Raw genomic sequence first — 23,563 nt, forward strand, 5'->3', positions numbered from 1 at the left:
TTGATGGCGCGGAAGTCAGGAGCGACTCGGGCAGGGTTTGCTGTGTTGCTGAAGTTTTTTCAGCAACATGCCAGATTCCCGGGTAGCCCTTCTGACCTTCCACCGGGAGCTTTGAACTATATTGCGGCGCAGATTTCTGTTCCTCCCGTTGCGCTGGCTCCCTATTGGGGTGGGCGCTCGATCAAGTACCACCGGGCCGAGATCCGGTCCCATTTTGGTTTCCGTGAGTTCACGACCGCTGATGAGGCCCGGCTGGCTGGGTGGTTGGCGGAGAGGGTGTGCCCGTCTGAGGTTCGAGAGTCTGCGCTTGTGGAGGCTTCGCTGTCCCGGTGTCGTCAGGAGCGGATTGAGCCGCCGGGACGTGCGGGCAGGATTGTTGGTGCTGGCCGGGCGTTGTTTGAGCAGCGCCTGTGTGCTCATGTGGGCAAGGTTCTAGGCCCGGACGGTGCGGCTGGGCTGAAGGCCTTGGTCGCTGATGGTGCAGCCGGTTCCCTGTTGTCGGTGTTGAAGGCTGATCCGGGCCCGGCTGGTTTGGAGTCGTTGCTGGCGGAGGTGGAGAAGCTTTCAGCAGCCCAGGCTCTTGATTTACCGGCTGGCTTGTTTGCCGGGGTTTCGGAGAAGGTCGTGAGTGCCTGGCGGGCGCGGGCGGCACGGATGTATCCATCGGATTTCCAGGACGCGCCGGCGCCGGTGCGGTTGACGCTGTTGGCGGCGTTGTGTCATCAACGGACGGCAGAGATAGCTGACAGCCTGGTCGATTTGCTGCTCGTGCTGGTGTTGAAGATCAATACCGGCGCGGTGAGGAAGGTCGAGAAGGAACTGACCGAGGATCTGCAAAGGGTGCGCGGCAAGACGGCTTTGCTGTTCAAACTGGCCGAGAGGGCAGTCGCCTGCCCGGATGAGACGGTCCGGGAGGCCGTGTTCCCGGTGGTGAGTGAGAAAACCCTGCGGCAACTGGTCCAGGAGGCAAAAGCCAACGAGAGCGTGTTCCAGGGCAAGGTGAGGACCGTGTTGCGGGGTTCGTACTCGAATCATTACCGGCGGATGTTACCGGCGCTGCTGTCCGTGCTGCGGTTCCGGTGCCATAACACGGCGTTCCGGCCCATCATGGATGCCATCGCGTTGCTGGAACGGTATGCGGATGCTGGAAGTAAGAGCCAGTTCTTCGCGCCCGGAGAGGTAGTCCCGGTTGCGGGTGTGGTGCCCAGGTCCTGGGAGGGCGCTGTCCGGGACGAGAAGGGCAGGATCGAGCGGATCCCGTACGAGCTGTGCCTGCTCGTGTCCTTACGGGACGCTTTGCGCCGCCGCGAGGTTTTCGTTGACGGGGCGGGGAAATGGCGGGACCCGGAAGAGGACCTTCCCCAGGACTTCGACGCTTCCCGTGAGCTCCACTACGAGGCCCTGCAGAAACCGTTGGACCCGGCCAGGTTCATTCTTGATCTTCAGTCCAGAATGAGGAGGTCACTGGAGCACCTGGATAAGGGGCTGCCGGCCGATACCACCGGTGGAGTGAAGATCACCAGACGCCGTGGGGCGCCGTGGATAAAGGTCCCCAAGCTGGAAAAACTCGACGAGCCGGTGAATCTGGGCAAACTCAAGGCCGAGGTCCTGGCCCGGTGGGGCACCCTGGACTTGCTAGAAGTCCTCAAGGAAGCGGACTTCCTGACCGGGTTTACCGGGGAGTTTGTTTCCGTGGCCTCCCGTGAGGTCCTTGACCGTGAGACCCTGCGCAGGCGTTTGCTGTTGTGCCTGTTCGGGCTTGGGACGAACATGGGCATCAAAGCGGTCACTGATGCCGGCGGTCACGGAGAGACGGAGCGGGAGCTACGCCATGTGCGCCGGACGTTCATTACGAAGGATAATCTGCGCCAGGCGATCGTGAAGGTCGTCAACGCCACGTTCGAGGCCAGGAACCCTCACTGGTGGGGTGAAGGGAACGCCTGTGCGTCGGATTCGAAAAAGTTCGGCTCCTGGGAATCAAACCTGATGACCGAATGGCACAACCGCTACGGTGGTCCCGGCGTGATGATCTACTGGCACGTGGAAAAGAAATCGACCTGCATCTATTCCCAGCTGAAGAACTGTTCCTCCTCCGAGGTCGCGGCGATGATCGAAGGCGTTCTGCGCCACGACACCGACGCCGAGATCGAAGCAAACTACGTCGATACCCACGGGGCCTCGATCGTGGGGTTCGCGTTCACCGAACTCCTGGGGTTCAAGCTGTTGCCGAGGTTGAAGAACATCGGCTCGATCCGCCTCTACCGGGCCAGCAATGAAGAAGCCTACGCCGAGATCAATGACGTGTTGTCCAGGCCGATCAATTGGGAGATCATCGCCCAGCAATACGATCAGATGGTCAAATACGCCACGGCCCTCAAACTCGGCACGGCAGAGTCGGAGACGATCCTGCGCCGTTTCACCCGGGGCGGGCCCAAACACCCCACGTACCAGGCCCTGGAGGAACTGGGCCGGGCCGTGCGGACGATCTTCGCCGCCGACTACCTCGCCAGCGAAGACCTGCGACGCGAAATCAATTCCGGTTTGCAGGTAGTGGAGAACTGGAACAGCGGAAACGACGTCGTCTTCTACGGTAAAAACCGTGACCTCACGGGCCCTGACCGTGAAACGACCGAAGTGTCCATGCTCGCCCTGCACCTGCTCCAATCCTCCCTGGTCCTGGTCAACACCCTGCTGCTGCAAACCGTGCTCGAGGTCAAGGAGTTCACCGGACTGCTCGAACCGGAAGACCGCAGGGGCCTCACACCGTTGTTCTGGACCCATATCAACCCCTACGGACGCTTCACCCTCGACATGAACACCCACCTGAACCTGGGCCAGATCTCTGCCGAACCCGAACACCGTACCCCCGGTGACAACCGCTTGGCCCAGGCCGCTGCTCTGTGATGGAAAGGACCCCCTATGGCCACGAATGAGAGATCCACGCCAAGAACCAAAGGCAAGCTTCTGCGCGCCAGAGTCCACCTCGTCGGGAGTAAACCAAAGATCTGGCGGCTATTCGAAGTCGATTCCAGCCTTTACCTGGACGAATTCCACGACGTTCTGCAGGTGATCATTGGCTGGGAAAACTCCCACCTGCATTCCTTTACCGACCGCAACCCGAACACCCCGGGCCGCGGACGGACACAGGCCAGGTCTTGGGCGCCTGCCTACGTCAGGGCAGAAGACGAGGAGGGCTGGTACCTGCCTGAAGAGACCGTCCAGCTCGGGAAAGTCCTCAACGAAGGCTCAACCCCGCTGTTCTACGCATACGACTTCGGCGATAGCTGGCTCCACCGCATCGACTGGATCGAAACCGTCAGGAAAACCGGTGACGACGCCCATGCCCGGGTGATCCGCGGTAAACGACGCTGCCCCCTGGAGGACTCCGGTGGAATCGGCGGCTATGAAGACCTCATCGCCACTCTGGCCAACCCTGATGCCGTCGATGAATCAGACCGCGAGCACCTCCAGGGCCTGCACGAATGGGCCCAAGGAACCGCGCAACGATCCGGCGGAGAGGAAACTTTCGATCCCGCACACTTCGACCCGGTCAAAGTCAACGAAGAACTCGGCAGACTCTTCACACCCGAAGGAAACTGACCAAGTGCCGGCCACGGCACAGCCAGGCCTGGCACCAATGGCATTGTGCCGGCATGCCTTAGCGAGTTTTTGTCTCCGCGTGGACGGCGCAGGAAACGCCAAGGATTGACGTAGTTTCCAGGAACTGGCGAGCAGGATCCCCCATCTGTCAAGTACCGTTGCGCTCGGCTGTCCATGAGGTCAGCCGGTCTCATGTTCTGTATTGAAAGGACTCCCCTGTCATGGCAGGAATCATCCCCTGGCTGGGTGCGCTGGGCACCACAGGAAAAGCCGTTGTTGTAGCATCCGTCGTTGCCGCTGGTGGCACCGGTGCAGCAGTGGCCGCCACCGCCACCGTTGCGCCGACCGATGCGACGTCCACTGTGTCGCCGGCCGCGCCCGCCGCTGATCCGTCGGTTTCCTCGCCGGCCACGGCCACATCGTCGGTTGTTCCCGCATCCACGCCCACTCCGTCCAGCGCGTCCGTATCTCCGGCTGAGGTCCCGCCGGCACCGGCGCCATCTTCAACAGCACCAGAGTTGGCACACGCACCGGAGAGGCCAGTGATTGCCGAAACGGCAGAGGCACCTGAGGTGCCGGAGCATGCCGAACCGGCAGAGGCACCTGAGGCACCGGAACATGCCGAACCGGCAGAGGCGCCAGAGGCGCCGGAACATGCCGAACCGGCAGAGGCACCAGAGGCACCGGAACATGCCGAAGCGCCAGAGACGGCGGAGCATGCCGAACCTTCGGAGGCGTCCGAAGGTTCGGAGGAGCCGTAACGGCCCGGACGAGGTAAGTCCCGGGCTTACAGAACGTCGGCTCACGAACCGAGAAATACCGTGACTGTCCGGCCGGCTGATTCCTCTGCGGTTGTTTGCCTTTGCCATGAACGGCGGGGCCCCGGGGGCGATAGCGAAACGGGGCCCTCCGAGGCCGCCCCGGGAAGGTTCGCTGTGGCCCCTTCGCTGTCCGCACCTGGCTCTACCGGCAGGGTTCGGGGTTAACCCGGTGCCGGGTTTGTGGAGGCGGTGATTATTTGATCGCTTTGGGGGCTAGGGCCGTGGTGAAGCTGGAAGGCGCTGGTGATCAGGGCGAAGTGGCTGAAGGCTTGGGGTGTGTTGCCGAGTTGCCGGGCGTCTTGGACGTCCCATTCTTCGCTGAGCAGGCCGACGTCGTTGCGCAGGGTCAGGAGTCGTTCGAACAGTTGCGTTGCCTCGGTGCGTTGTCCGGCGCCAAGGAGTGCGTCGACGAGCCAGAAGGAGCAGGCGAGGAAGACGCCTTCGCCGCCGGGCAGGCCGTCGTCGCTGTGTTCGGGCCGGTAGCGGAGCACGTACCCGTCCTGGGTCAGGTCTCGTTGGATCGCGTCGATAGTTCCGGTCACGTGGGGGTGGTCCGGCGGCAGAAAGCCGACCTTGGGGATCAGCAGGAGGCTGGCGTCGAGTTCGGTGCCGCCGTAGGACTGGACGAAAGAATTCATCTTCGGGTTAAAGCCGTGGACCATGACGTCTTTGTGGATGTCCTCGCGCAGGTTCTCCCAGCGGTCGGCTGGTCCGGGGAGGTGGAACTGGCGGACTGCCTTGATCATTCGGTCCACTGCGACCCAGGCCATGACTTTGGAGTGGGTGAAGTGCCGTCGTGGTCCGCGCATTTCCCAGAGCCCGTTATCGGGCTGTTGCCAGGCGCCCTCGAGGTGGTCCATCAGGGCGATTTGGATGTCCCAGGAGTCATCGGGTTCATGGAGGAGGGCGTTGCGGGTGAGGGAAAGCCCGTCGAGGACTTCACCCCAGACGTCGAGTTGGAGTTGGTCGGCCGCGGCGTTTCCGGTGTGCACCGGCGTGGAGCCCTCGTATCCTGCAAGCCAGGGTATTTCGGCTTCGGGGAGCCTGCGCCGCCCGTCGAGGGAATACATGATTTGCAGGTCTGCCGGGTCGCCGGCGACGGCGCGCAGCAGCCATTCCCGCCAGGCTTTGGCTTCGTCCGTGTAGCCGGCTGTGATCAGGGAGTTCAGCGTCAGTGTCGCGTCGCGGAGCCAGCAGTAGCGGTAGTCCCAGTTGCGGGGTCCTCCGGGCTGTTCGGGCAGTGAGGTTGTCGCGGCCGCGACGATACCCCCGGTCGGGGCGAAGGTGAGTGCTTTGAGGGTGATGAGAGACCGTTGGACGGCGTCCCGGTAGGGTCCTTCGGCCGCGCTGCGGGAGGACCAGTTTTCCCAGTACGTCTGTGTCCCGGTTAGGGCATTCTCGGCGTCGATGGTCCGCGGCCGCCGGTGGTGGCTGGGTGACCAGGTGAGGACGAACGGGACCCGTTCGCCTGCCTTGATCGTGAATTCGCTGACGGTGCGGAGGTGTTCGCCCTCCATGGGGGCCGGTGAGGACAGTTGGACCGAATCGGGCCCGGCGACCGCATGAATCCCGGTTGTGGTGCGCCGGACCCAGGGGATGACGTGTCCGTAGTCGAAACGTAAGGCCAGTTCGCCGCGCATCTCGACGGTGCCGCTGAGTCCCTCGACGATGCGGATGAGGTCCGCGACCCCGTCCCGGGGAGGCATGAAGTCGGTCACCCGGACCCGTCCGGCGCCGGTGTCCCATTCGGTTTCCAGGATCAGGGTGTCGGGGCGGTACCGGCGGCGGGTGCAGGTTCCTCCGGCGGCCGGGGCCAGCAGCCAGCGTCCGGCGTCGGGGGTGTCCAGCAGCGCGGCGAAGCAGGCCGGTGAGTCGAAGTGCGGCAGGCAGAGCCAGTCGATGGAGCCGTCTGTTCCGATCAGGGCTGCCGTGTGCAGGTCCCCAACGATTGCGTAATCCTCTATGCGTGTCACCTCAGCCGGCCTTGACTTCGAGGACGACTTTGACGTCGGTCTCCTGGCGCCGGGAGGCGTCCTGGAAATCGGCCAGTGGTACCCGGCGGGTGATCAACCGCTGAAGCCAGGCACTGTCGGCCTGCTCCAGCGCCTGGACAGCGGCTTCGTAGTGGCTGCGGTTGGCGTTGACGCTGCCGAACACTGATTCATTGCCCAGCACAAGCGCTCTGTTGAGCGCGCCGAGATCCACCGGCTCGGTCCTTCCGCTGGAGGAAACTCCGGTCAGGCATGTCACCGAATCCGGGGCCCGGCAGGTCAGTGTTTCCAGCACGACGGAGGCGACGCCGGTGCATTCGACCAGGATGTCGGCCTGAATCCCGGATTCGGTGAGGCTCTCCGGGTGGTAGGTCGCGCCGAGGTCCCGGACGAGTCCCGGTATCGGCCCTGCCCTCACCTGGTCAAAGACGTGCACGTCGAGTCCGCGCTGCACACCCAGCAGGGCCGCGAGCAGGCCGACAGGTCCGGCCCCGGTGACAACGGCGGTCTTAGGGGCAAAAAAGGCCCGGGAGCCGATCGCGTCAATGTGCTGCCAGGCTTTGGCGACAATGGTTGTCGGTTCCAGCAAAACCCCGACATCGGCCAGCGTGTTCGGTAACCGGACGAGGGCATCAGGATCGGCCCGGTAGCGTTCGCGGGCGAACCCTTGCAGGCCTTTTATGCCGTGTTCGGTGTAGCGTCCGTTGCGGCACATATCCCACTGCCCCGCCGCGCACGCCGCGCACGGTACCGGGTCGGGGCGGCGGACGATGCAGACCACCAGATCCCCGGGGCTGAGACCGGAACCTGCCGGGGCGGTCAGGACACGGCCCAGGTTTTCGTGGCCCAGAATCAGACACGGTGACCCTGCCGGCGCCTGCCCGTATCCGCCGGAGGTGATCTCGGTGTCGGTGCCGCAGAGCCCGACGGCCAAGGTCTGAACCATGACCTGACCTTCCGCCTCGTCGGGTTCGGCCACATCCCTGAGCACTAACGGATCGTTCGTCCCGGGGACGACAGTCAAAGCTTTCACGTCTTTTCCTCCCGCATCCCCGGCCCGCTCTTCATGGCCCGGCCTGGCTATCTGTCTACCATGTCCAGATCCGAAGTCCGCCAGCAGTTTCCGGGTCCGCAGGCTGCGGGGCCGCGGTTTTCCGGAATCCGGCGGCGTGACGGGCCCGAATCTCTCACAGACAGAACACAGCTTCGTCTCAGCTACCTCCTATCGGGCACGTGGGAAACTTACTGGTAACGGAAGGACATGCGATGACGGCGGTAGGGAATTCACGGGTTCGGGCGTTGGGCGCGGTACGGCGCTGGACGGTGACAGGGATGGTACTGGCGGGGATCGCGACCGCCGGCGTCGGTGCGGGCCTGGCCACCGTCCAGCACCCGTCCACCACCGGTCAGGCAGCAGCGGTGCAGCAGGCACCGGCGCCCGCGGCGGCGGGGACGTTCGGGAAAGTCCAGCCCGCGCAAAACGCACCGGCGGGCGCCGTACCGCAAACAGCGACCAGGGCGTCCTGAGCGTGCCAGCAGTCCCGGCCGTACGGTTTGATGCGATCGGCACCACCATCGGTGTACACGCGACAGACCCCTCCGCCCTCCATGAGGCTGTGTGCACGGCGCGGGACTGGCTGGAGCGCCTGGACGCCGCCGCCTCGAGGTTCCGGGCCGATTCGGAACTGGCAGTGATCAACGCCCGGTCGGCCCGGGTCCCGGTAGCTTTGGTTCTTAGCCCCCTGCTCGGTCAGGTGCTTCAAGCCTCCCTGGACGCCGCGGCCCTCACCGGCGGCCTGGTCGACCCGACAGTCGGGGCGGCCCTGCTCAGAGCCGGTTACGATGACGATATGACAACGGTCAAAGACAGGGCCGCCTGGACGGTTCCCGGGGATCCGGTACCGGCGCCGGGCTGGCGGCAGGTCAATTACACACCCGACGTGCGGTTGCTGGTGATGCCGGCCGGCACGGTGCTGGACTTTGGCTCCAGCGCCAAAGCCTACGCCGCTGACCGGATCGCGGCCCTGCTCGGTGAGGCCCTGCCGGGCGGTTTCCTGGTGGACCTGGGCGGAGACATAGCCGTTGCAGGCACCCCGCCGGAGGCCGGCTGGCAGATAGGTGTCGGGCACGGCGGCGGCCGCGACGATCAGGTCATCACCATCCGGGACCAGGCCATAGCAACGTCCTCAACCAGGGACCGGGCGTGGGCCAGCGGCTCCGGGACCGCCCACCACATCATCGACCCGCGCACCGGCGCCCCCGCGCAGCGGGTCTGGGCCGAAGTGACCTGCCTGGGCGCGACCGCCCTGGAAGCCAATGCCGCCTCGACCGCCGCCATCGTCCTGGGCGCCGATGCGCCGTCCTGGCTGCGGGCCCACGGCATCGATGCCAGCCTGCACGGCATGGACGGGTCGACCGTGAGGACCGGGAACTGGCCTGCCCCGCACAACCCGGCCCTGGCCCTGTGAGCCCGGCGGTCAGCGAGGTTTTCTGGTTCGTTTCCCGGGCGAGCGGTGTCACCGCCTCGGTGCTGCTGACGGTGACGTTCATTCTCGGTGTTGTGACCTCCGGGCGGCGCCGGCCGGCCGGGATCGGCACCACGGTCGTGACCGGGCTCCACCGCAACCTTGCCCTGGGAATGATGCTTTTTGTGCTGGTCCATATTGTCACTGCTGTGTTGGAAGGCTACGTCGACATAGGTTGGGTATCGGTTGTGGTGCCGTTCACCTCCGGCTACGAGCGGGCCTGGATCGGGCTGGGCACGGTCGCATTCGACCTGCTGGTCGCCGTGACGTTGACTTCGGTGCTGCGTCACCGGATCCCGGAGCGGTGGTGGGGCCCGGTCCACGCGCTGAGCTACGTGCTGTGGCCGGCGGCAATAGTCCATGGCATCACGATGGGCACCGGCAGCGCCTGGATCCTCCGGGCCGTGGGGGTGGCCTGCCTGGCCGCAGGTGCGGCCGCGATCGCCTACCGGCTCACCGGCCGGCAACCCGATGAGACCCGCCGTGATGAGATCGGACAACAGCCATGGCGCTGAACCTGCTGCCGGCGCTGCATGAGGCCGGCCTGACGGGCCGGAGCGGTTCGGCGTTCAGCACCGGCGTGAAACTTGCCGCGGCGCTGGAAAACCGGGCGGAGCTGGTCGTGAACGCCTGCGACGGGGAAATCGGTGCCGCGAAGGACGCCTATGTCATCCAGCACCACCTCCGCGAGGTCCTGGACGGGGCAGCACTGACGGGTTTGACGCCGGTAACGTATGCGGCCCATGCCGGGTCGGAGACCGAAGGAAACCTGCGGGCGGCCGGTGTTCCGGTGCTGCCGGTACCGGCCCGGTATGTCGCTTCCGAGGCCAGTGCCTTGGTTTCCCTGCTTCACGGCGGCCTGGCCCGCCCGATGACTAAACGCCGCCGCCTGGTCCAGGGCGGGCGCACCCCGGAGGGGAAGAAAACCCGCCCGGTCCTGGTCCTGAACGCCGAAACACTCCTGCGGATCGCCCAGATCGAGGCCTTCGGGCCGGCTTGGTTCCGGTCCTTCGGCACCCCGGAGGACCCCGGACCCCGGCTGGTCGCGGTCAACGGCGCGGTCCAGGCCCCGGGTGTCTACGAAACCGAAACCGGACCCTCCCTGAGCCACATACTCTCCCTGGCCGGGGGCCCGCTCCCGGGCGCCCGGGCGCTGAACATCGGCGGGCTCGGCGGCACCTGGATTGCAGCGTCCCGGATACCCTCCCTGCACTACACCGCCGGCTCGCTGGCCGCCGCAGGCGCGGCCCCGGGACCGGGGGTCCTGCACCTGCTGGGTCCTTCACATTGTCCGGTTGCCACGGTCGCGGACATGCTCAACTACGCCGCCGGGGAATCAGCCGGCCAATGCGGGCCCTGCATGTTCGGGCTCCCCGCGGCAGCTGCCGGGTTCGCTGAACTCGCCGCCGGCACCGCAGGGCCGGCAGCGCACGCTGCGCTGCAGGAACGGCTGGGGCTGCTTGCCGGCCGCGGGGCCTGCCATTTCCCCGACGGTGTCGCAGCGTTCACCGCCTCCGCGCTGGAGGTCTTCAGCGCCCACCTCCAAGCGCACGCCGCAGGGTATTGCCCCGGCCAGGAAGAAGACGGTCAGTCATGAGCTTTTCTCCCCGCACACCCCGGGCCGGTTCGGCACTCCCGGTCCTGGCCGTTGACCGGATCGCCTGTACCGGGCACGGGGTCTGCGCCACCTTGCTGCCCGAACACATCACCCTCGATGAATGGGGTTACCCCATCCTTGACGGACCCGTCCCCAAAACCCCCGACGCGGGCCTGGCCGTCCGGTACTGCCCCGCCCGTGCACTGTACTGGCGGAACCGGAACGACTGACGCAGACCCCGCCACCGCGCCCGGAGGCCCGGGGCGCCGCTTCACGGTGTCCTGGTCGAAGGCGGTGGCCAGGCGGGTCTTCAGTTCCCGGCGTCCGGGGCCGTTTTAGCGGCGCGGCGCCTGCGCAGGTGCCAGAGCAGCAGCCCGGTGAGGACAACCGCGACAGTGAGGACGGCCGCTCCCTGTCCGGCTCTCCGGGCGATGCTCTGATACGAGTTCCCTGCCAGGAACCCCAGCAGGACACAGCCGGTACCCCACACCAGCCCGCCCGCGGCGTTGAACGCCAAAAACCGCAGGTAGGGCATACGCGCCATGCCGGCCAGGGCAGGCATGACTGCGCGGAAGAACGCTGTGAAGCGCCCTGCAAAAACTGCCACACCGCCCCGGCGGCGCAACAAATCCTGGGCTTTGGCCAGCTGCCGTCCTTTCCTGGCGACAAGACGAAGGCCCATGATCCGCGGCCCGAAGAACCGCCCTACCTCATAGCCCACCGTGTCGCCGGTGATCGCCGCCGTCACGACCAGAACGATCACCAGCCACAGGGGGAGTCGTCCGTGGCTGGCCAGGACCCCGCCCAGAATGGCCGCCGTCTCACCCGGGACCACAAATCCAAGGAAAAACGCGTCTTCAGCGAACACCAGGGCGAACACCAGCAGCGCCGCCAGCACCGGGCTGATGTTCAGGATACTGTCCACAATCTGGCCCACAACACGCCTTTCCTCCGGGCGCCCACCCCCGGCGCGCCTTCCGGTTCCGGTAATCCTACCGCGCCGGCCCGGGAGCATCCCCCGGGTAAAGGCGGCAGGTCCTGCGGCGGCATAGGCACCTGCATTGCCCGTGGAGTCTGGACCGGTGGGCGGGCGCGTCCGTACAATGTGCGGTGAGAGATCCGGCCCAAGCACGGGAGACAACAAATGAAAACCACCGGCAACCGCGGGAACGTCGTTACAGTGGCGGTGCTGATCGGTCTGGCCCTTCCCGGGACGGCCGGCTGCTCCTTCACCAACCCCCAGGAGACCACCAGGATCACGCCGGCAACCAACGGCATCAATACCGTGATCGGCCCGGTGAAGCTGGGCAACCTGTTAATTCTCGCCCAGGACGCCGGCGGGCCCGGCAGGGTCATCGGCACAGTGACGAACACCACCGAAAACGACATCATCCTGACCCTGGGCCTGGCATCAGGGGAGACAGTAACCATCCCCGTACGTGCCCAAGGCCGCGCGCAACTGACACCCGAGACGGCCCCGATCATATTTGCCCGCACCGGCGCGGACCCCGGTGCGACGGTCCAGCTCCGCATCAACGCAGGCATGACCACACAAACCATCCCGGTTCCCGTCCTTGACGCCACCTTCACCGAATACGCACCCTATTTCCCGATCCGGACCTCCCCGGCCCAAATCCCCGGCACCACGAGGCCACCCACTTCCCCGACGCCGACCCCGACACCTACGCTCTAACGTCACTTCCCTGCAGGGCTCTGCGCGCCGTCCCGTTCACGCGCCGCACCCTCCCACCGGGTACGTAGCGGCGCGGCCAAAGCTCCGGGGCCGGGAAACGTCCACACGCCCTTTGGCCGGTATGTCCGCCGCCACCGGCGGGCCCGGCTGGCCGCCCTCCACAGGCAGACCGAAGGCCACTGGACCGTTTCCGGGGCCCGGCTGCTGCCTTCTGCAGGTTCCCTGCCGGTGCACTGCGGGCTCTCAGCAATCATTCAGCGGAGGTCCGGATAATTGGTGGCAGGCGTCGTTGAGGCGCCCGCCCGTCCGGGCCCCCCATCCGGACGGGGCACCGACTTTAGTAGGACGGATACCGGCCATGTCTGCAACCCGAACCCGCACAGCTGTCCTGTTCAGCACTCTGGCCGGGATCGCATTGGTTGCCGGGACCGCCGTGGCAGGGATTTCACCGGCAACCGCGGCGCCGGCACCGGGCCCGGTATCTTCGACCGTGTCTTCCCCTGCCCCGGCCGTGCATCAGGTGCCGGCCGGCGCGGACAGCCCGCAGCGCGACGCCGGGGAGAGCAGCGGCGACTGACCCGGCCCCGGACGGTGGGTAGAATACTGTGCAGGAAACGACCCTGAGCGGGGCAGTGAAAGGACAGACGTGAGGACAGTGTTCAAGCACCCCTCACTTCTCCCGTCCTCCAATGCCGTTCCCGGGCTCATCCTCGCTTTCCTGGTACTGGCCGGTCTGCTACTCGGAATTTTGGGCATGCACGCCCCGACGACAGGCCACGGAGCCTCGGCGCCCCACCACACCACCTCACACACCCCGGGTGGCTTTGCCGCTGCCGCCGTGGCCCCTTCGGGCGGGTGGGTTACCCCCGCTGTAGCGCACCCCAACGAAATCTCGCTGCCGGCCGGCAACCAATCCTGGGGTTGCCTGGAACAGTGCACGATGACCGCCCAGCACCGGGCATGCGCCCCGCAATCCGGCGCCACAGTTCCCCTACCGGTCCTGCCCGCCATGGAGCCCGCGGCCAACCGGCCGGCCATCATGAGCGCTTCAGGGGTTCCGTGTCCGGTCCCGGCGGGCCACGGACGGGCTGCACCGTCCCTGACGGAACTGTCCATCAGCCGCACGTAAACCCGCCCGGACGCGTCCCACGGATGCCCGCCGGGATGTTCCAAGGGCTCCACCACGCCGCCTCTACCTGGACAGCCTCGGGCCGGTAACGTACCGGGTTCCTCTCCACTCCCGGACAGCCGGGGCTGGGAGCAGCCCGGTGCACCTGCCGGAAACGTGGCGCTAGACCCTCTCCGCCGGATGTTCTTACGGCATGTCCGGGGCAGGCTGCCCCGTAATGTCCGTCGATGGACCAGCTGCAGCGTGCCCCTCCCGCCCGCTTCAGCGTTCACAGTCACCCCGGTTTTTGGGACTTTTCGACCATTTGATACTTTCCCGCTTCGCGCGGATACCGACCAAGGACACCAAAGAATGAAAAACGCCTATCCTCTTCCTTCCCGCCGCACCGTGCTCGGCACCGGGATCGCGGCCGCCGCGATGGCGGCCCTCGCGGCCTGCACGTCCAACCCGGCCGCCGGGCCCTCCGGGGTGACCCGGATCATGCCCGGTGACCCAATGATCGCGGACTTCGAAGCACGCCGCGCCGTCACGGGCAAGACCGTCACCACAAAGCTCACCGCGGCCGAAGCGGACGTTGTGATCGCCGGTCAGCCTGTCCGGACCTGGGGGTATAACGGTGCCCTGAACGGGCCGATAATCCGGGGAACCGCCGGAGACAAGCTCACCGTGTCGCTGACGAACAAACTCAGCCAGGGAACCTCCGTGCACTGGCACGGACTGGCGCTGCGCAATGACCAGGACGGGGTCCCGGGCCTCACCCAGCAGGCCCTCGCCCCCGCTTCGGCGTACGACTACAGTTTCGTTCTTCCGCACCCGGGAACGTACTGGTACCACTCGCACGTGGAAATGCAACGCGAACGCGGACTCTACGGGGCCCTCATCATCGCCGACCCCAAGGAGACACTCTCCTACGACCAGGAATGGGTGATCATCCTCGATGACTGGATGGACGGGGTCACCGGCACCCCGGACGATGTCCTGAAAGAACTCTCCATGGGCATGGGGTCCATGAGCACACCGGCACCGGCCCATTCAATGCCCGGCATGGATATGGGCGGCGGCTCAGGGTCCTCGATGCCCGGGATGGACATGGGCGGGTCAGGGTCCACGATGCCACCCATGCCGGGCATGAAATACATGCTGATGGGGGCGCGCAGTGACTTTCTCGGCGGCGACGCCGGCGACGTCTCCTACCCGTACCACCTGTTCAACGGCAAGGCCGCGGCCGGGCCGGAAACGTTTCCCAGCAAACCCGGCAGCCGGATCCGGCTGCGGATCATCAACGCAGCCGCTGACACCGCCTACCGTGTCGGCGTGCCCGGGCAGAAAATCACCCTCACCCACACGGACGGGTTCCCGGCCGCGCACCAGGACGTCGATGCCGTCGTCCTGGGCATGGGGGAACGAATCGACGCGATCCTGACTGTCCGTGAGGGTTTCACCCCTGTTTTGGCGCTGCCCGAAGGCAAACCCGGGATGGCCTACGGCCTGGTCAGCACCGGCACCGGCACACCGCCGCCGGCACCCGCCCTCCCCTCAACCCTGGGCGGCACCGTCGTTGACGGCGGCATGCTCAAAGCGGACCCCTCGGTGCTCCTGGCGTCCAAACCGGCCGACCGGGTCCATCAAGTCCACCTGACCGGCGGCATGGCAAAGTACGACTGGGGCATCAATGACCGCCGCTTCGATATGAACAACCCTTACGACGGTGCGTTCGATCTCAAGGTCAACGAACGGGTCCGGGTGGACTTCATCAATGACACCACCATGTGGCACCCCATGCACCTCCACGGGCACACATTCCAGCTCGCCGGCGGCGGCGCGCGCAAAGACACCGTCATCGTGCGCCCGAAACAAACAGTGAGCGTCGAATTCGACGCCGACAACCCCGGTCAATGGCTCACCCACTGCCATAACGCCTACCACGCCGAACGCGGCATGATGGGAGTCTTCTCCTACATCAAATAAACGACCGCTTGGCCGCGTACCCCGCCTCCTTTCAGGGGCCGGGGTACGCGGCAAACGGCGCACCACCGGCCGGTGCGGGTACTGGCCTGCGACCATGGTCCTATGAACACCGCACGTGCCGCCGCCGCCGAACCCCGCGAAGGGTTCTCATCCGTCCTCCACCGCTCCTGGCTCCGGGTCACGGCCATGATGACCGCCGGGGCCGTGGCAGCACTTCTCACCGCGGTCAACGGCCCGCCGGACTACGCGCCCGCGGCCGGCTGGGCTGCCGCGTCCGGGACGTACCTGCTCTGGGTATGGGCGGTCATCGGGCGCCTGGATCCGGCAGCAACCGCCGCGCACGCCAAGCGTGAAGATCCCGGGCGCGGGATCTCCGACGTCCTGGTCCTGGCCGCGACCATGGGAAGCTTCACCGGAGTCGTACTGATCCTGCTCGATGCCTCCACCTTGCAGGGCGGCAGCAAAGCCGCCGTGATCGCCCTAGCGCTCGGAAGCGTGGCCCTGTCCTGGTTCCTGGTCCAGACGCTCTTCACCCTGCGCTACGCCGCCATCTACTACCGGGACAGGAACGGGATCGACTTCAACGAAGACACGGCCCCGCACTACCGGGACTTCGCCTACCTTGCGTTCACCGTCGGGATGACCTTCCAGGTCTCCGACACCAACCTGAACACCGACGCGATCCGCTCCACCGTCCTGCGCCAGGCCCTGCTGTCCTACCTCCTCGGCGCCATCGTCCTGGCCACCACCATCAACCTCGTCTCCGGGCTCGTCCACTGAACAGGACCAATCACCCGGGGCCGGGAAACGGGCCCTTCCCCGGCCGCAGTCGGAACAGGGCCACAGCCGCAGCAGGGCCACGGGAACCCGCAGGGCGCCTCCTTCCGGAGATGCCTGCCAGGGCGGGAGGTGCCGAAGACCACGTGACTAAAGCACGGTCGCACCAAAAAGCAGCCCGATGCCGTAGGTGATCATCAGTCCCACGGCCCCGCCGAGGAGCACGCGGGTTGCGGCCCGGCGGACGGAACCTCCGCCGATTTTGGCTCCGGCAGCGCCGGTCAGCGCCAATGCCGCGAGCACGATGACGTAGGTGACCCAAACCCGCACCGAAACCGGGGAGAGCAGGATCGCGAGGACCGGCAACGCACCTCCCAGAAGAAACGCCGCCGCCGACGAACCCGCCGCGTGCCAGGGATTGGTCAGTTCTTCCTCGTCGATCCCGAGTTCCATCCGCAGGTGCGCTTTCAAGGGATCGGCTGCTGTCAGTTCCCGCGCGACCGCGGCGGCCGTAGTACTGCTGAGGCCCTGTTTTTCGTACAGCCCGGCCAGTTCCTCCAGTTCGGCTTCGGGTTCCTCGGCCAGTTCGCGCCGCTCTTTGACGATCAGGTCCCGTTCGCTGTCCCGCTGGCTGCTGACCGACACGTACTCGCCCAGAGCCATGGACACGGCACCTGCGGTCAGACCCGCCACCCCGGCGATGAAGACCGGCTGCACCAGTGTCGTCGCACCGGCAACCCCGATCACCAGGCCGGCCATAGATAAGATCCCGTCGTTAGCCCCCAGTACGGCAGCCCGCAGCGCGTTCAGGCGCCCCGACATCCCCGAAGCATGCGGTTCAGGAAAAGCGTGAACAGGCATGGGACTTCCCACTTTCTACGTTATTGCAATGAAGTAACCGGGGACGTCTTCGACGGCCCGTCAGCCAACCCGACCGCGACTGGTGCCGGGACGACACACTAGCAGCCACTGAATGCCGGGCCGCTCCGCGTACTCCAAAATTCTCACCCATTCCTTCGGCTCGATTGGACCCGGGGCAATCCCGGACCAAGCGGGGCGGGCGGCCGCCAGCCCGGGCATTATTCTCTTATCCACGCCCACCTGACCCGATCATGAGCTGCCAAATGGGAACGGGGCATCCGTTGCCTATGGGCTGCTAACCATTCGGCCGCAGGACCCCATCCAGTGCCGGACGCCACTGGCGAGATCCGCTGACCCCTGCATTGAGCCTTTCGCAGGCGACTATCGTGCGGGTCTCGTGTCAGATGCCAGGGTTGCGGTCCGCGTCAAGGTCTTCCGCGGTCGCCAGCCTTCTTAGCTCGTGCAGGAGTTTCAGTTGCTGGTTGTTGATGTCCATCAGAAGCTCGATCTCTTCTTTTGCTTTCACATTGGTGTCGTAGTCGTGCTGCGCCATCGCCGCAGCGATCGCATCCTGGCGCTTGGCAGCGATAAGCAGTATGGCCCCTCGGAGCCCGGCCAACATGGAGAGCAAAAGGTTCAAAAGAATATACGGATACGGGTCCCAGGCGTTGTTCGCCAGCACCCACGTGTTGATGCCGGCCCAAATCAGCATGAAACCAAATAGAGCTTCCAACGAAAGGCCAGCTGCCCATGCCGTTCCGCATGACATCGGCGGCCCGCTGACCTCGGGTCAGAGATGCCTTGTCCTTGTCATGCCAGGTCTGTATTCGATTATTCATGCCTCAGAGTAGACCGGCGGTTCGGAATCCGCGGGGACCCGGCGGAGTATGTATGTGGTTACGCCGCATTGGGTCACCCGACGTGGACCCAGGGTCGTTTGGTGACGTCGGGTTCGGCTTCGCGGAGTACTTCGCGGGTGACGGGGGCGATTTCGCCTTCGCCCAGAAACAGGAACTTGAGGAGGTTGATGACGGGGTTGCCTTCGGTCCAGCGGAAGTAGATGTGCGGCATCAAGCCGGTCACGTCCCGGATGTGCAGGAGCACGGAGGCGATCGTGTTCGGCACGACCGGGCCATGTACTTCCAGGATCCTGTATCCGTGGCGGGTCACACCCCGCACGGCCAGCTCTGTTTCAAAGTCTGAGGAGTCGTCCACGATGACCTCCAGGAACAGTGCCTGCTGGTCCACGGGCAGATGGCTGACTTCGATGGCAGAGGTGAGCTTGTCCCGGTACGCTTCGGCGCTGAGCCGGAGGGGTTCATGGGAAATGATCGCCAGCGGCCCGTCCAGTACCTCAGACATGAATGCCAGGGCCTGGTAGTCCAAATGGACCTGGGTGGCGTGGAGTTCAAAAGAGCGCCGGATCCGTGAAAGCAGGGAGATCACGATGATTCCGGCGATGAAAACGGCGGCGATACGGATGCCCTCGGGGCGTTCGATGATGTTCACGATCGTGGTGTAGATGAACACCACGGCGATGATGCCGAAGCCGACGGTCCATTTGTGCTGTGCCTTACGGCGGGCCGAGAGGGTCACAGCGACTGCAGCGGAGGTCATCAGGACGAGCACTCCGGTGGCGTACGCGCCGCCTTGGGCGTCCACGTTGGCGTCGAAAAGCCAGGTGATCAGGAACCCGATCAGGGTGAACACCAGAACCAGTGGGCGGACGGCCCTGGCCCAGCCCGGGGCCATGCCGTAGCGGGGAAGGTACCGGGGAACGAGGTTCAGCAAACCCGCCATGGCGGACGCGCCGGCGAACCACAGGATCGCAATGGTGCTGATGTCATAGACGCTGCCGAAACCGACGCCCAGATATTCGTGGGCCAGGAAAGCAAGGGCACGGCCGTTGGCCTGCCCGCCGGGCTGGAATTCCTGCGCCGGGATCAACACAACGGTGGTAAAGCTGGAAGTGATGAGGAAGGTGCTCATGATCACAGCGGCAGTGGTCAACAGCCGCCGTGTTCCCTGAATACGGCCGACCGGGTTGTCCTCTGTGTCCTCGGGATTGCCACGGATCTGGGGCATCACGGCGACACCGGTCTCGAAGCCGGACAGGCCCAGTGCGAGTTTGGGAAAGACGAGCAGGGCGAAGGCAACAGCCAAAAGCGGGTTGCCGTGCGAGGTCGACAGGGCCTGCCACCAGTCGCCCACGGCGAGGGGATGGGTGAACACCTGGAACAGAGAGGTGACCACAACGACCACATTCAGGGCCAGATAGAGGGCGACCAGGACCACGGCAACGTTGATGGCTTCCCTGAACCCGCGGAGGAATACCGCTGCCAGCAGGGCAAGGAGGAACAGTGTAATCGGGACGTTTTGTCCTTGCAGTGACCCGGAGACCAGCGGGTTCTGGATCACGTGTGCCGTTGCGTCCGCGGCCGAGAGGGTCATGGTGATCATAAAGTCCGTTGCAGCGAACCCGAGCAGGACGAGGACGAAGAGTTTCCCGCCCCATTTGGGCAGCAGGCGTTCCAGCATGGCGATGGAGCCCTCACCGCGGTGGCTTTCACCAGCCACACGCCGGTAGACAGGCAATGCGCCCAGGAGGGTCACGATGACCAGCACCAGTGTGGCCAGCGGGGAAATCGCACCGGCTGCCAGGGCTGCGATGGCGGGCTGATAACCCAGGGTCGAGAAGTAATCCACACCCGTCAGACACATAACCTGCCACCACGAATGCTTTTTCACATTTGCATCGCTCACAGCGCCCGGACCCTGATGGGTTCCCTTGCTGTCCTGGAGGCCGAACAACAGCCAATCCTTCAGCGCCTGCCGTCCCCGGGGACGCGGGGCCGACGGGTCAGCCGGCGGCCTGCTCAACGTGGTCATCGATCCCTTCCCGCGCGGCACAACGCACCGCAATCACCTCCGAAACTAACACCTGCAAAAAACGGAAACCACGAAAAGCATTTATCTTGATACATCCTTAACGCCGGGCCCGGATCCTGATCATCTGCTACGCGGTGATGGACCGCCGCGGGGCTGCGGATCAAGAGTTGCAGGATCGCCGCCTGTAGGGCCATGCCGAAGCCTTGTGTTCCCGTCCTCTGACAGTCTTGGAAACGAACGTTCGCAAGACATACCTGGACGTGTTCAGCATGCCGCGCCAATCCGGGGCCAGCTTTGTAATGCTTGCCGTGTACGCGTCTGTGTAACGCCTTACAGGGTTGGTGATACGTTGTGGGGATGCGAATCGGATACGGACGAGTCTCCACCCGTGATCAGCACCCCGAAGCCCAGCATGATGCTCTGGCAGCGGCCGGTTGTGACCAGGTATTCGTGGATGTGGCCTCGGGAAAGCTTGTCCGCCGGCCTGAGCTGGACAAGGCCCTGCTCTCAGCCAACCGCGCAGGGGACCAACTCGTCGTGACCAAACTCGACCGACTCGGCAGGTCGTTGGAAAACCTCATCGAGGTCTCCAAGACACTCCAGGAGCGCGGGGTTGATCTGGTGGTCCTGGACCAGAGCATCGACACATCCACCCCGATGGGACGGATGTTCTTCCAAATCCTTGGCTCAATCGCTGAGTTCGAACACGCCCTGATGTCCGAACGGACCCGTGATGGCCTGGCCGCCGCCCGGGCGAGGGGGCGCACCGGCGGCCAGAAACCCAAACTCGGCCCCCGCCAAGTAAAGCTGGCCCGGGAAATGTATGAAGAAAAAGGCCCAGACGGCAAACGTGCCCACACGGTCGAGCACATCGCCCAGGAATTTGGCGTTACCCGGCCCACCATCTACCGGCACCTCGCCAAACCATGAGGTGTCGGCCATCGCATGGCACGACAGAACGACGGCATGTCCGTAAGGTAGGGCCGTTCAGCAGATAAGGATTACTGAGGTGGATCCGCGGTCTTTGCACACGGCCGGGCAAGCGGGCTCACTTATCGCCTACAACCATTGAACCAATAGGACTCGATCCTCCAGATTGCCCCTGCCGACACTCTCAGGAGTACCGGGCCAACGCGGTGTGCTCAATACCAATCTGCGCCAAGGTGTGATTCATCGCCCACTGCAAACGCTCCGGAGCAGCACCCATCCGAGCTTCAATCTCATCCAACAGTCCGGGCAAATCCAGACCCTCCGATGATTTGACCACCCGTTCGCTAGTCAGTGCCCAGCCCGCACTTTCCACTACGGGATCATGATCCCCGCGCCAGCGCAGCCGAAGGTCCTCCACGTGGGGACTCTTTTTAACGATGTAGTTCACCAGCCAGTCGTGCACCTTAGGCGCGGCAGCTTCGCGCAGCATTGAGTCCAACTGCTGAGCCGAAAAGTCCTTTGGTTTAGCCATAAGAATTGCGAGCAGCCGCGAAGCCACGTCCCCGGTCCCCCACAATTCAGTAACCAGCCCTGGCTGCCCTTTGAACTTCTTGGCAAGGGTCCGCAACGCCGTGAGATTTACTCCGTGATCATCACCGCGGCGCAAATTGGCTTCACGAACCTTCGGATTCTGCAGAACGTCAAGTTGCGCTTGAACGTCCTCTAGTAGAGCTTCAGTCATCAGAGTTCCCTTCTAGGCCTGCACTCCAAGATATCCGAGTGAGCAGAACCACATCCGGAATACCAACCGCGCGGGTTTAGTTGCATAAGTGAAAAGAATTATTACGGAAGGTACTTCATGCTGTTTACTCCCCTTACCTTAGGTGAGATTAGTCTCTCCAACAGAGTTGTTATGGCTCCGCTAACTCGCTCCCGCACCGACGTTGACGGAGTTCCGAACGACTTGCTGGTGGAACACTACAAACAGCGTGCTTCGATTGGTCTTATTGTCACTGAAGGCACGTACCCCAGCCAAGCAGGCCGCGGCTTTGTTGGACAGCCCGGTTTGGTGACTGACGAGCAGCTCGCGGGTTGGGCCCGCGTCACCGAGGCAGTCCACGCCGAAGGCGGCAAGATTGTGGCTCAAGTTATGCATGCTGGCCGTGTCACTCACCCTGACACCAATGGCGGCCTCGACGTCGTTGCACCCAGTGCCATTGCTGTTCAGGGTGAGACGCGCACTTACAAAGGAAAGCAGCCATACACGGTCCCTGTCGCCCTCACTCAAGAGGGAATCTCTCAAGTCATCAATGACTTTGTGACGGCCTCAAAGGCTGCCATCAATGCAGGATTCGACGGCGTGGAGATGCACTCCGCCAACGGTTACCTCCTACACGAATTTTTAGCACCGTCTTCCAACCACCGCGATGACATTTACGGTGGATCCCCGGAAAACCGCGCCCGCTTCGTCATCGAACTGACCAAAGCAGTGGTTGCAGCCGTTGGCGCTGAGAAAGTGGGCATCCGCATCTCCCCCGCCCACAACATTCAGGGCGCCGTCGAAGCTGACCTAGAAGATTTGCGCGCCACGTACCTGCACCTGGTCAATGAAATCGCACCCCTGGGGTTGGCTTACTTGAGCGTCCTCCATGCTGAGCCAGCTGCTGAACTTGTCCAAGAGCTGCGCTCCAACTTCGGCGGTCCATTCTTGGTCAATAGCGGTTTTTCTACCATCACCACCGCAGAAGAGGCCCGGGAAATCGTTTCGACCGGTCTCGCCGATGCAGTGGTTGTTGGCCGTCCGGCGATTGCCAATCCGGATTTGCCTCGTCGTTGGCAGGAAAACCTTCCGCTCAACGAACCGGACTTCAGTACTTTCTACACACCCGGCGCTAAGGGCTACACGGATTACCCCTTCTACCAAGGCTAAACCTCAAGCTAGTTAGTTCTCCAGGCACTCCGTAGCCATGTTTTGGCGGTCAGGTCTTTTGGCCTCCGAAACATGGCTACGCTGTTTGGGTGACTTCTTATTCTTCCAACAAGACCCATGCAATTTACGCTGGAATCGCTGATGCAGTGCTCATTCTGTTGTTCGCAGCCTTGGGCCGCAGCGCCCATGAGCACTCCGAAACTTTTTTTGGCATTGTTGCCACCGCATGGCCATTTCTCCTTGGTGCCGTTCTAGCTTGGGTAGTGCTCGGCATCTGGAAGAAGCCATTGCGAATCTGGAGCAATGGCTTATTTCTCGTGGTGATCACAGTCGCTGTGGGTATGGTCTTGCGCGTCCTTACCGGAGCCGGTACAGCTGTGGCGTTCATCATCGTCGCGCTCGTCTCATTGGCAGTATTCCTCTTGGGACACCGGGCCATCGCGTTACTAATTCTGCGACTACGCGGGCGTTCGAATCGCTGACTAGTCAGAACTAGTGGACTAAGCTTTCTGCACAAGCACTGCAATCGATTTTCCCGAGAGGTAACCGTGATCACCGCATTTGTTTTGATCAAGACTGAAGCAGCCCATATCCCTGAGGCGGCTGAAGAAATCGCCGCCCTCGAAGGCATCAGTGAGGTCTACTCAGTCACTGGCGAGTGGGATTTAATTGCGGTTGCGCGGGTTAAGCGCCACGAGGACCTTGCTGACGTCATTGCCGACCGTCTTTCTAAGGTCCCGGCAGTGGTTCACACCACCACCCACATCTCTTTCCGCTCGTATTCCAAACACGATCTTGAAGCGGCGTTTTCACTGGGTCTAGACGGCTAGTCTTCGCCGCTTTGCCCTTAGC

Annotated in this window: 23 protein-coding genes; 16 read left to right on the forward strand and 7 right to left on the reverse strand. The window is 64.1% G+C overall.

Annotation, left to right across the window (positions count from 1 at the left end; all coding sequences use genetic code 11):
* Positions 1–3 precede the first annotated feature (3 nt).
* The 3 genes from ACQR35_RS03685 to ACQR35_RS03695 all read left to right on the forward strand — a co-directional run bounded on the left by ACQR35_RS03685 (position 4) and on the right by ACQR35_RS03695 (position 4,361).
* Complete coding sequence (locus ACQR35_RS03685) at positions 4–2,904, forward strand: Tn3 family transposase (protein ID WP_430269234.1); 2,901 nt, start codon at positions 4–6, stop codon at positions 2,902–2,904.
* Positions 2,905–2,919: 15 nt separating this feature from the next.
* Complete coding sequence (locus ACQR35_RS03690) at positions 2,920–3,600, forward strand: plasmid pRiA4b ORF-3 family protein (RefSeq protein ID WP_236803071.1); 681 nt, start codon at positions 2,920–2,922, stop codon at positions 3,598–3,600.
* Positions 3,601–3,821: 221 nt separating this feature from the next.
* Entirely contained in the window at positions 3,822–4,361 is a 540-nt protein-coding gene (locus tag ACQR35_RS03695) for a hypothetical protein (RefSeq protein WP_430269252.1), read from the forward strand.
* Between the two features lie 221 nt (positions 4,362–4,582).
* Here the strand turns inward: ACQR35_RS03695 and ACQR35_RS03700 are convergent, their stop codons facing one another.
* Complete coding sequence (locus ACQR35_RS03700) at positions 4,583–6,394, reverse strand: glycoside hydrolase family 15 protein (protein WP_430269253.1); 1,812 nt, start codon at positions 6,392–6,394, stop codon at positions 4,583–4,585.
* 1 nt (position 6,395) lies between these two features.
* Positions 6,396–7,445 (reverse strand): glucose 1-dehydrogenase, encoded by a 1,050-nt coding sequence (locus ACQR35_RS03705; RefSeq protein ID WP_430269254.1) that lies wholly within the window; start codon positions 7,443–7,445, stop codon positions 6,396–6,398.
* Between the two features lie 136 nt (positions 7,446–7,581).
* Between ACQR35_RS03705 and ACQR35_RS03710 the strand changes: the two genes are divergently transcribed.
* From ACQR35_RS03710 to ACQR35_RS03725, 4 genes are read left to right on the forward strand one after another with little or no spacing between them, the layout of a single operon-like run.
* Entirely contained in the window at positions 7,582–8,880 is a 1,299-nt protein-coding gene (locus ACQR35_RS03710) for an FAD:protein FMN transferase (protein WP_430269255.1), read from the forward strand.
* On the forward strand, positions 8,877–9,452 hold the full coding sequence (locus ACQR35_RS03715) for a ferric reductase-like transmembrane domain-containing protein (RefSeq protein ID WP_430269256.1): 576 nt from the start codon (positions 8,877–8,879) through the stop codon (positions 9,450–9,452). The genes ACQR35_RS03710 and ACQR35_RS03715 overlap by 4 nt, the downstream gene beginning before the upstream one ends.
* Positions 9,443–10,534 (forward strand): NADH-ubiquinone oxidoreductase-F iron-sulfur binding region domain-containing protein, encoded by a 1,092-nt coding sequence (locus tag ACQR35_RS03720; RefSeq protein WP_430269257.1) that lies wholly within the window; start codon positions 9,443–9,445, stop codon positions 10,532–10,534. The genes ACQR35_RS03715 and ACQR35_RS03720 overlap by 10 nt, the downstream gene beginning before the upstream one ends.
* Positions 10,531–10,764, forward strand: coding sequence for a ferredoxin (locus ACQR35_RS03725; protein WP_430269258.1), 234 nt, complete (start codon positions 10,531–10,533; stop codon positions 10,762–10,764). The genes ACQR35_RS03720 and ACQR35_RS03725 overlap by 4 nt, the downstream gene beginning before the upstream one ends.
* A gap of 80 nt (positions 10,765–10,844) precedes the next feature.
* On the opposite strand, the gene ACQR35_RS03730 is transcribed toward ACQR35_RS03725, so the two are convergent.
* Positions 10,845–11,471 carry a DedA family protein gene (locus ACQR35_RS03730; protein ID WP_430269259.1) on the reverse strand — a complete coding sequence of 209 codons (627 nt, stop codon included), beginning with the start codon at positions 11,469–11,471 and terminating at the stop codon, positions 10,845–10,847.
* 207 nt (positions 11,472–11,678) lie between these two features.
* Between ACQR35_RS03730 and ACQR35_RS03735 the strand changes: the two genes are divergently transcribed.
* The 5 genes from ACQR35_RS03735 to ACQR35_RS03755 all read left to right on the forward strand — a co-directional run bounded on the left by ACQR35_RS03735 (position 11,679) and on the right by ACQR35_RS03755 (position 16,104).
* Positions 11,679–12,227, forward strand: coding sequence for a hypothetical protein (locus ACQR35_RS03735; protein ID WP_430269260.1), 549 nt, complete (start codon positions 11,679–11,681; stop codon positions 12,225–12,227).
* A 358-nt stretch (positions 12,228–12,585) separates the two neighbouring features.
* On the forward strand, positions 12,586–12,804 hold the full coding sequence (locus tag ACQR35_RS03740) for a hypothetical protein (RefSeq protein WP_430269261.1): 219 nt from the start codon (positions 12,586–12,588) through the stop codon (positions 12,802–12,804).
* 69 nt (positions 12,805–12,873) lie between these two features.
* A complete protein-coding gene (locus tag ACQR35_RS03745) occupies positions 12,874–13,356 on the forward strand; it encodes a DUF6153 family protein (RefSeq protein ID WP_430269262.1) in 483 nt (160 codons plus the stop codon).
* Between the two features lie 243 nt (positions 13,357–13,599).
* Positions 13,600–15,324 carry a multicopper oxidase family protein gene (locus ACQR35_RS03750; RefSeq protein WP_430269263.1) on the forward strand — a complete coding sequence of 575 codons (1,725 nt, stop codon included), beginning with the start codon at positions 13,600–13,602 and terminating at the stop codon, positions 15,322–15,324.
* A 102-nt stretch (positions 15,325–15,426) separates the two neighbouring features.
* Entirely contained in the window at positions 15,427–16,104 is a 678-nt protein-coding gene (locus ACQR35_RS03755) for a DUF1345 domain-containing protein (protein WP_430269264.1), read from the forward strand.
* Between the two features lie 147 nt (positions 16,105–16,251).
* Here the strand turns inward: ACQR35_RS03755 and ACQR35_RS03760 are convergent, their stop codons facing one another.
* The 3 genes from ACQR35_RS03760 to ACQR35_RS03770 form a co-directional block, all read right to left on the reverse strand.
* A complete protein-coding gene (locus ACQR35_RS03760; protein ID WP_430269265.1) occupies positions 16,252–16,962 on the reverse strand; it encodes a VIT1/CCC1 transporter family protein in 711 nt (236 codons plus the stop codon).
* Between the two features lie 400 nt (positions 16,963–17,362).
* Positions 17,363–17,695 (reverse strand): DUF1003 domain-containing protein, encoded by a 333-nt coding sequence (locus ACQR35_RS03765; protein ID WP_430269266.1) that lies wholly within the window; start codon positions 17,693–17,695, stop codon positions 17,363–17,365.
* A gap of 179 nt (positions 17,696–17,874) precedes the next feature.
* Positions 17,875–19,851 (reverse strand): amino acid transporter, encoded by a 1,977-nt coding sequence (locus tag ACQR35_RS03770; RefSeq protein ID WP_430269267.1) that lies wholly within the window; start codon positions 19,849–19,851, stop codon positions 17,875–17,877.
* Positions 19,852–20,208: 357 nt separating this feature from the next.
* On the opposite strand from ACQR35_RS03770, the gene ACQR35_RS03775 reads away from it, so the two are divergent.
* On the forward strand, positions 20,209–20,781 hold the full coding sequence (locus ACQR35_RS03775) for a recombinase family protein (RefSeq protein WP_430269268.1): 573 nt from the start codon (positions 20,209–20,211) through the stop codon (positions 20,779–20,781).
* Between the two features lie 184 nt (positions 20,782–20,965).
* Here ACQR35_RS03775 and ACQR35_RS03780 read toward each other — a convergent pair whose 3' ends face one another.
* Positions 20,966–21,523 (reverse strand): DNA alkylation repair protein, encoded by a 558-nt coding sequence (locus ACQR35_RS03780; RefSeq protein ID WP_430269269.1) that lies wholly within the window; start codon positions 21,521–21,523, stop codon positions 20,966–20,968.
* A 117-nt stretch (positions 21,524–21,640) separates the two neighbouring features.
* Between ACQR35_RS03780 and ACQR35_RS03785 the strand changes: the two genes are divergently transcribed.
* The 3 genes from ACQR35_RS03785 (at position 21,641) to ACQR35_RS03795 (ending at position 23,541) form a co-directional block, all read left to right on the forward strand.
* Positions 21,641–22,711: an alkene reductase gene (locus tag ACQR35_RS03785; protein ID WP_430267155.1), complete on the forward strand. Its 1,071-nt coding sequence runs from the start codon at positions 21,641–21,643 to the stop codon at positions 22,709–22,711.
* A gap of 89 nt (positions 22,712–22,800) precedes the next feature.
* Positions 22,801–23,193: a DUF3054 domain-containing protein gene (locus ACQR35_RS03790; RefSeq protein WP_430269270.1), complete on the forward strand. Its 393-nt coding sequence runs from the start codon at positions 22,801–22,803 to the stop codon at positions 23,191–23,193.
* 66 nt (positions 23,194–23,259) lie between these two features.
* The gene (locus tag ACQR35_RS03795) at positions 23,260–23,541 is read left to right on the forward strand and encodes an Lrp/AsnC family transcriptional regulator (protein WP_430267157.1); all 282 of its coding nucleotides are present in this window, start codon (positions 23,260–23,262) and stop codon (positions 23,539–23,541) included.
* The last annotated feature ends 22 nt before the right edge of the window (positions 23,542–23,563 follow it).

Origin of the sequence: Pseudarthrobacter sp. J1738 (assembly GCF_050490315.1) — a bacterium.
Lineage (GTDB): Bacteria > Actinomycetota > Actinomycetes > Actinomycetales > Micrococcaceae > JBNPEO01.

Excerpts from the sequence above, each read along its gene's own strand:
- ACQR35_RS03695 (WP_430269252.1), top strand. The coding sequence starts at position 3,822 with ATGGCAGGAATCATCCCCTGGCTGGGTGCGCTGGGCACCACAGGAAAA.
- ACQR35_RS03725 (WP_430269258.1), top strand. The coding sequence starts at position 10,531 with ATGAGCTTTTCTCCCCGCACACCCCGGGCCGGTTCGGCACTCCCGGTC.
- ACQR35_RS03685 (WP_430269234.1), top strand. The coding sequence starts at position 4 with ATGGCGCGGAAGTCAGGAGCGACTCGGGCAGGGTTTGCTGTGTTGCTG.
- ACQR35_RS03720 (WP_430269257.1), top strand. The coding sequence starts at position 9,443 with ATGGCGCTGAACCTGCTGCCGGCGCTGCATGAGGCCGGCCTGACGGGC.
- ACQR35_RS03735 (WP_430269260.1), top strand. The coding sequence starts at position 11,679 with ATGAAAACCACCGGCAACCGCGGGAACGTCGTTACAGTGGCGGTGCTG.
- ACQR35_RS03755 (WP_430269264.1), top strand. The coding sequence starts at position 15,427 with ATGAACACCGCACGTGCCGCCGCCGCCGAACCCCGCGAAGGGTTCTCA.
- ACQR35_RS03690 (WP_236803071.1), top strand. The coding sequence starts at position 2,920 with ATGGCCACGAATGAGAGATCCACGCCAAGAACCAAAGGCAAGCTTCTG.
- ACQR35_RS03770 (WP_430269267.1), bottom strand. The coding sequence starts at position 19,851 with ATGACCACGTTGAGCAGGCCGCCGGCTGACCCGTCGGCCCCGCGTCCC.
- ACQR35_RS03740 (WP_430269261.1), top strand. The coding sequence starts at position 12,586 with ATGTCTGCAACCCGAACCCGCACAGCTGTCCTGTTCAGCACTCTGGCC.
- ACQR35_RS03760 (WP_430269265.1), bottom strand. The coding sequence starts at position 16,962 with ATGCCTGTTCACGCTTTTCCTGAACCGCATGCTTCGGGGATGTCGGGG.
- ACQR35_RS03785 (WP_430267155.1), top strand. The coding sequence starts at position 21,641 with ATGCTGTTTACTCCCCTTACCTTAGGTGAGATTAGTCTCTCCAACAGA.
- ACQR35_RS03775 (WP_430269268.1), top strand. The coding sequence starts at position 20,209 with ATGCGAATCGGATACGGACGAGTCTCCACCCGTGATCAGCACCCCGAA.
- ACQR35_RS03780 (WP_430269269.1), bottom strand. The coding sequence starts at position 21,523 with ATGACTGAAGCTCTACTAGAGGACGTTCAAGCGCAACTTGACGTTCTG.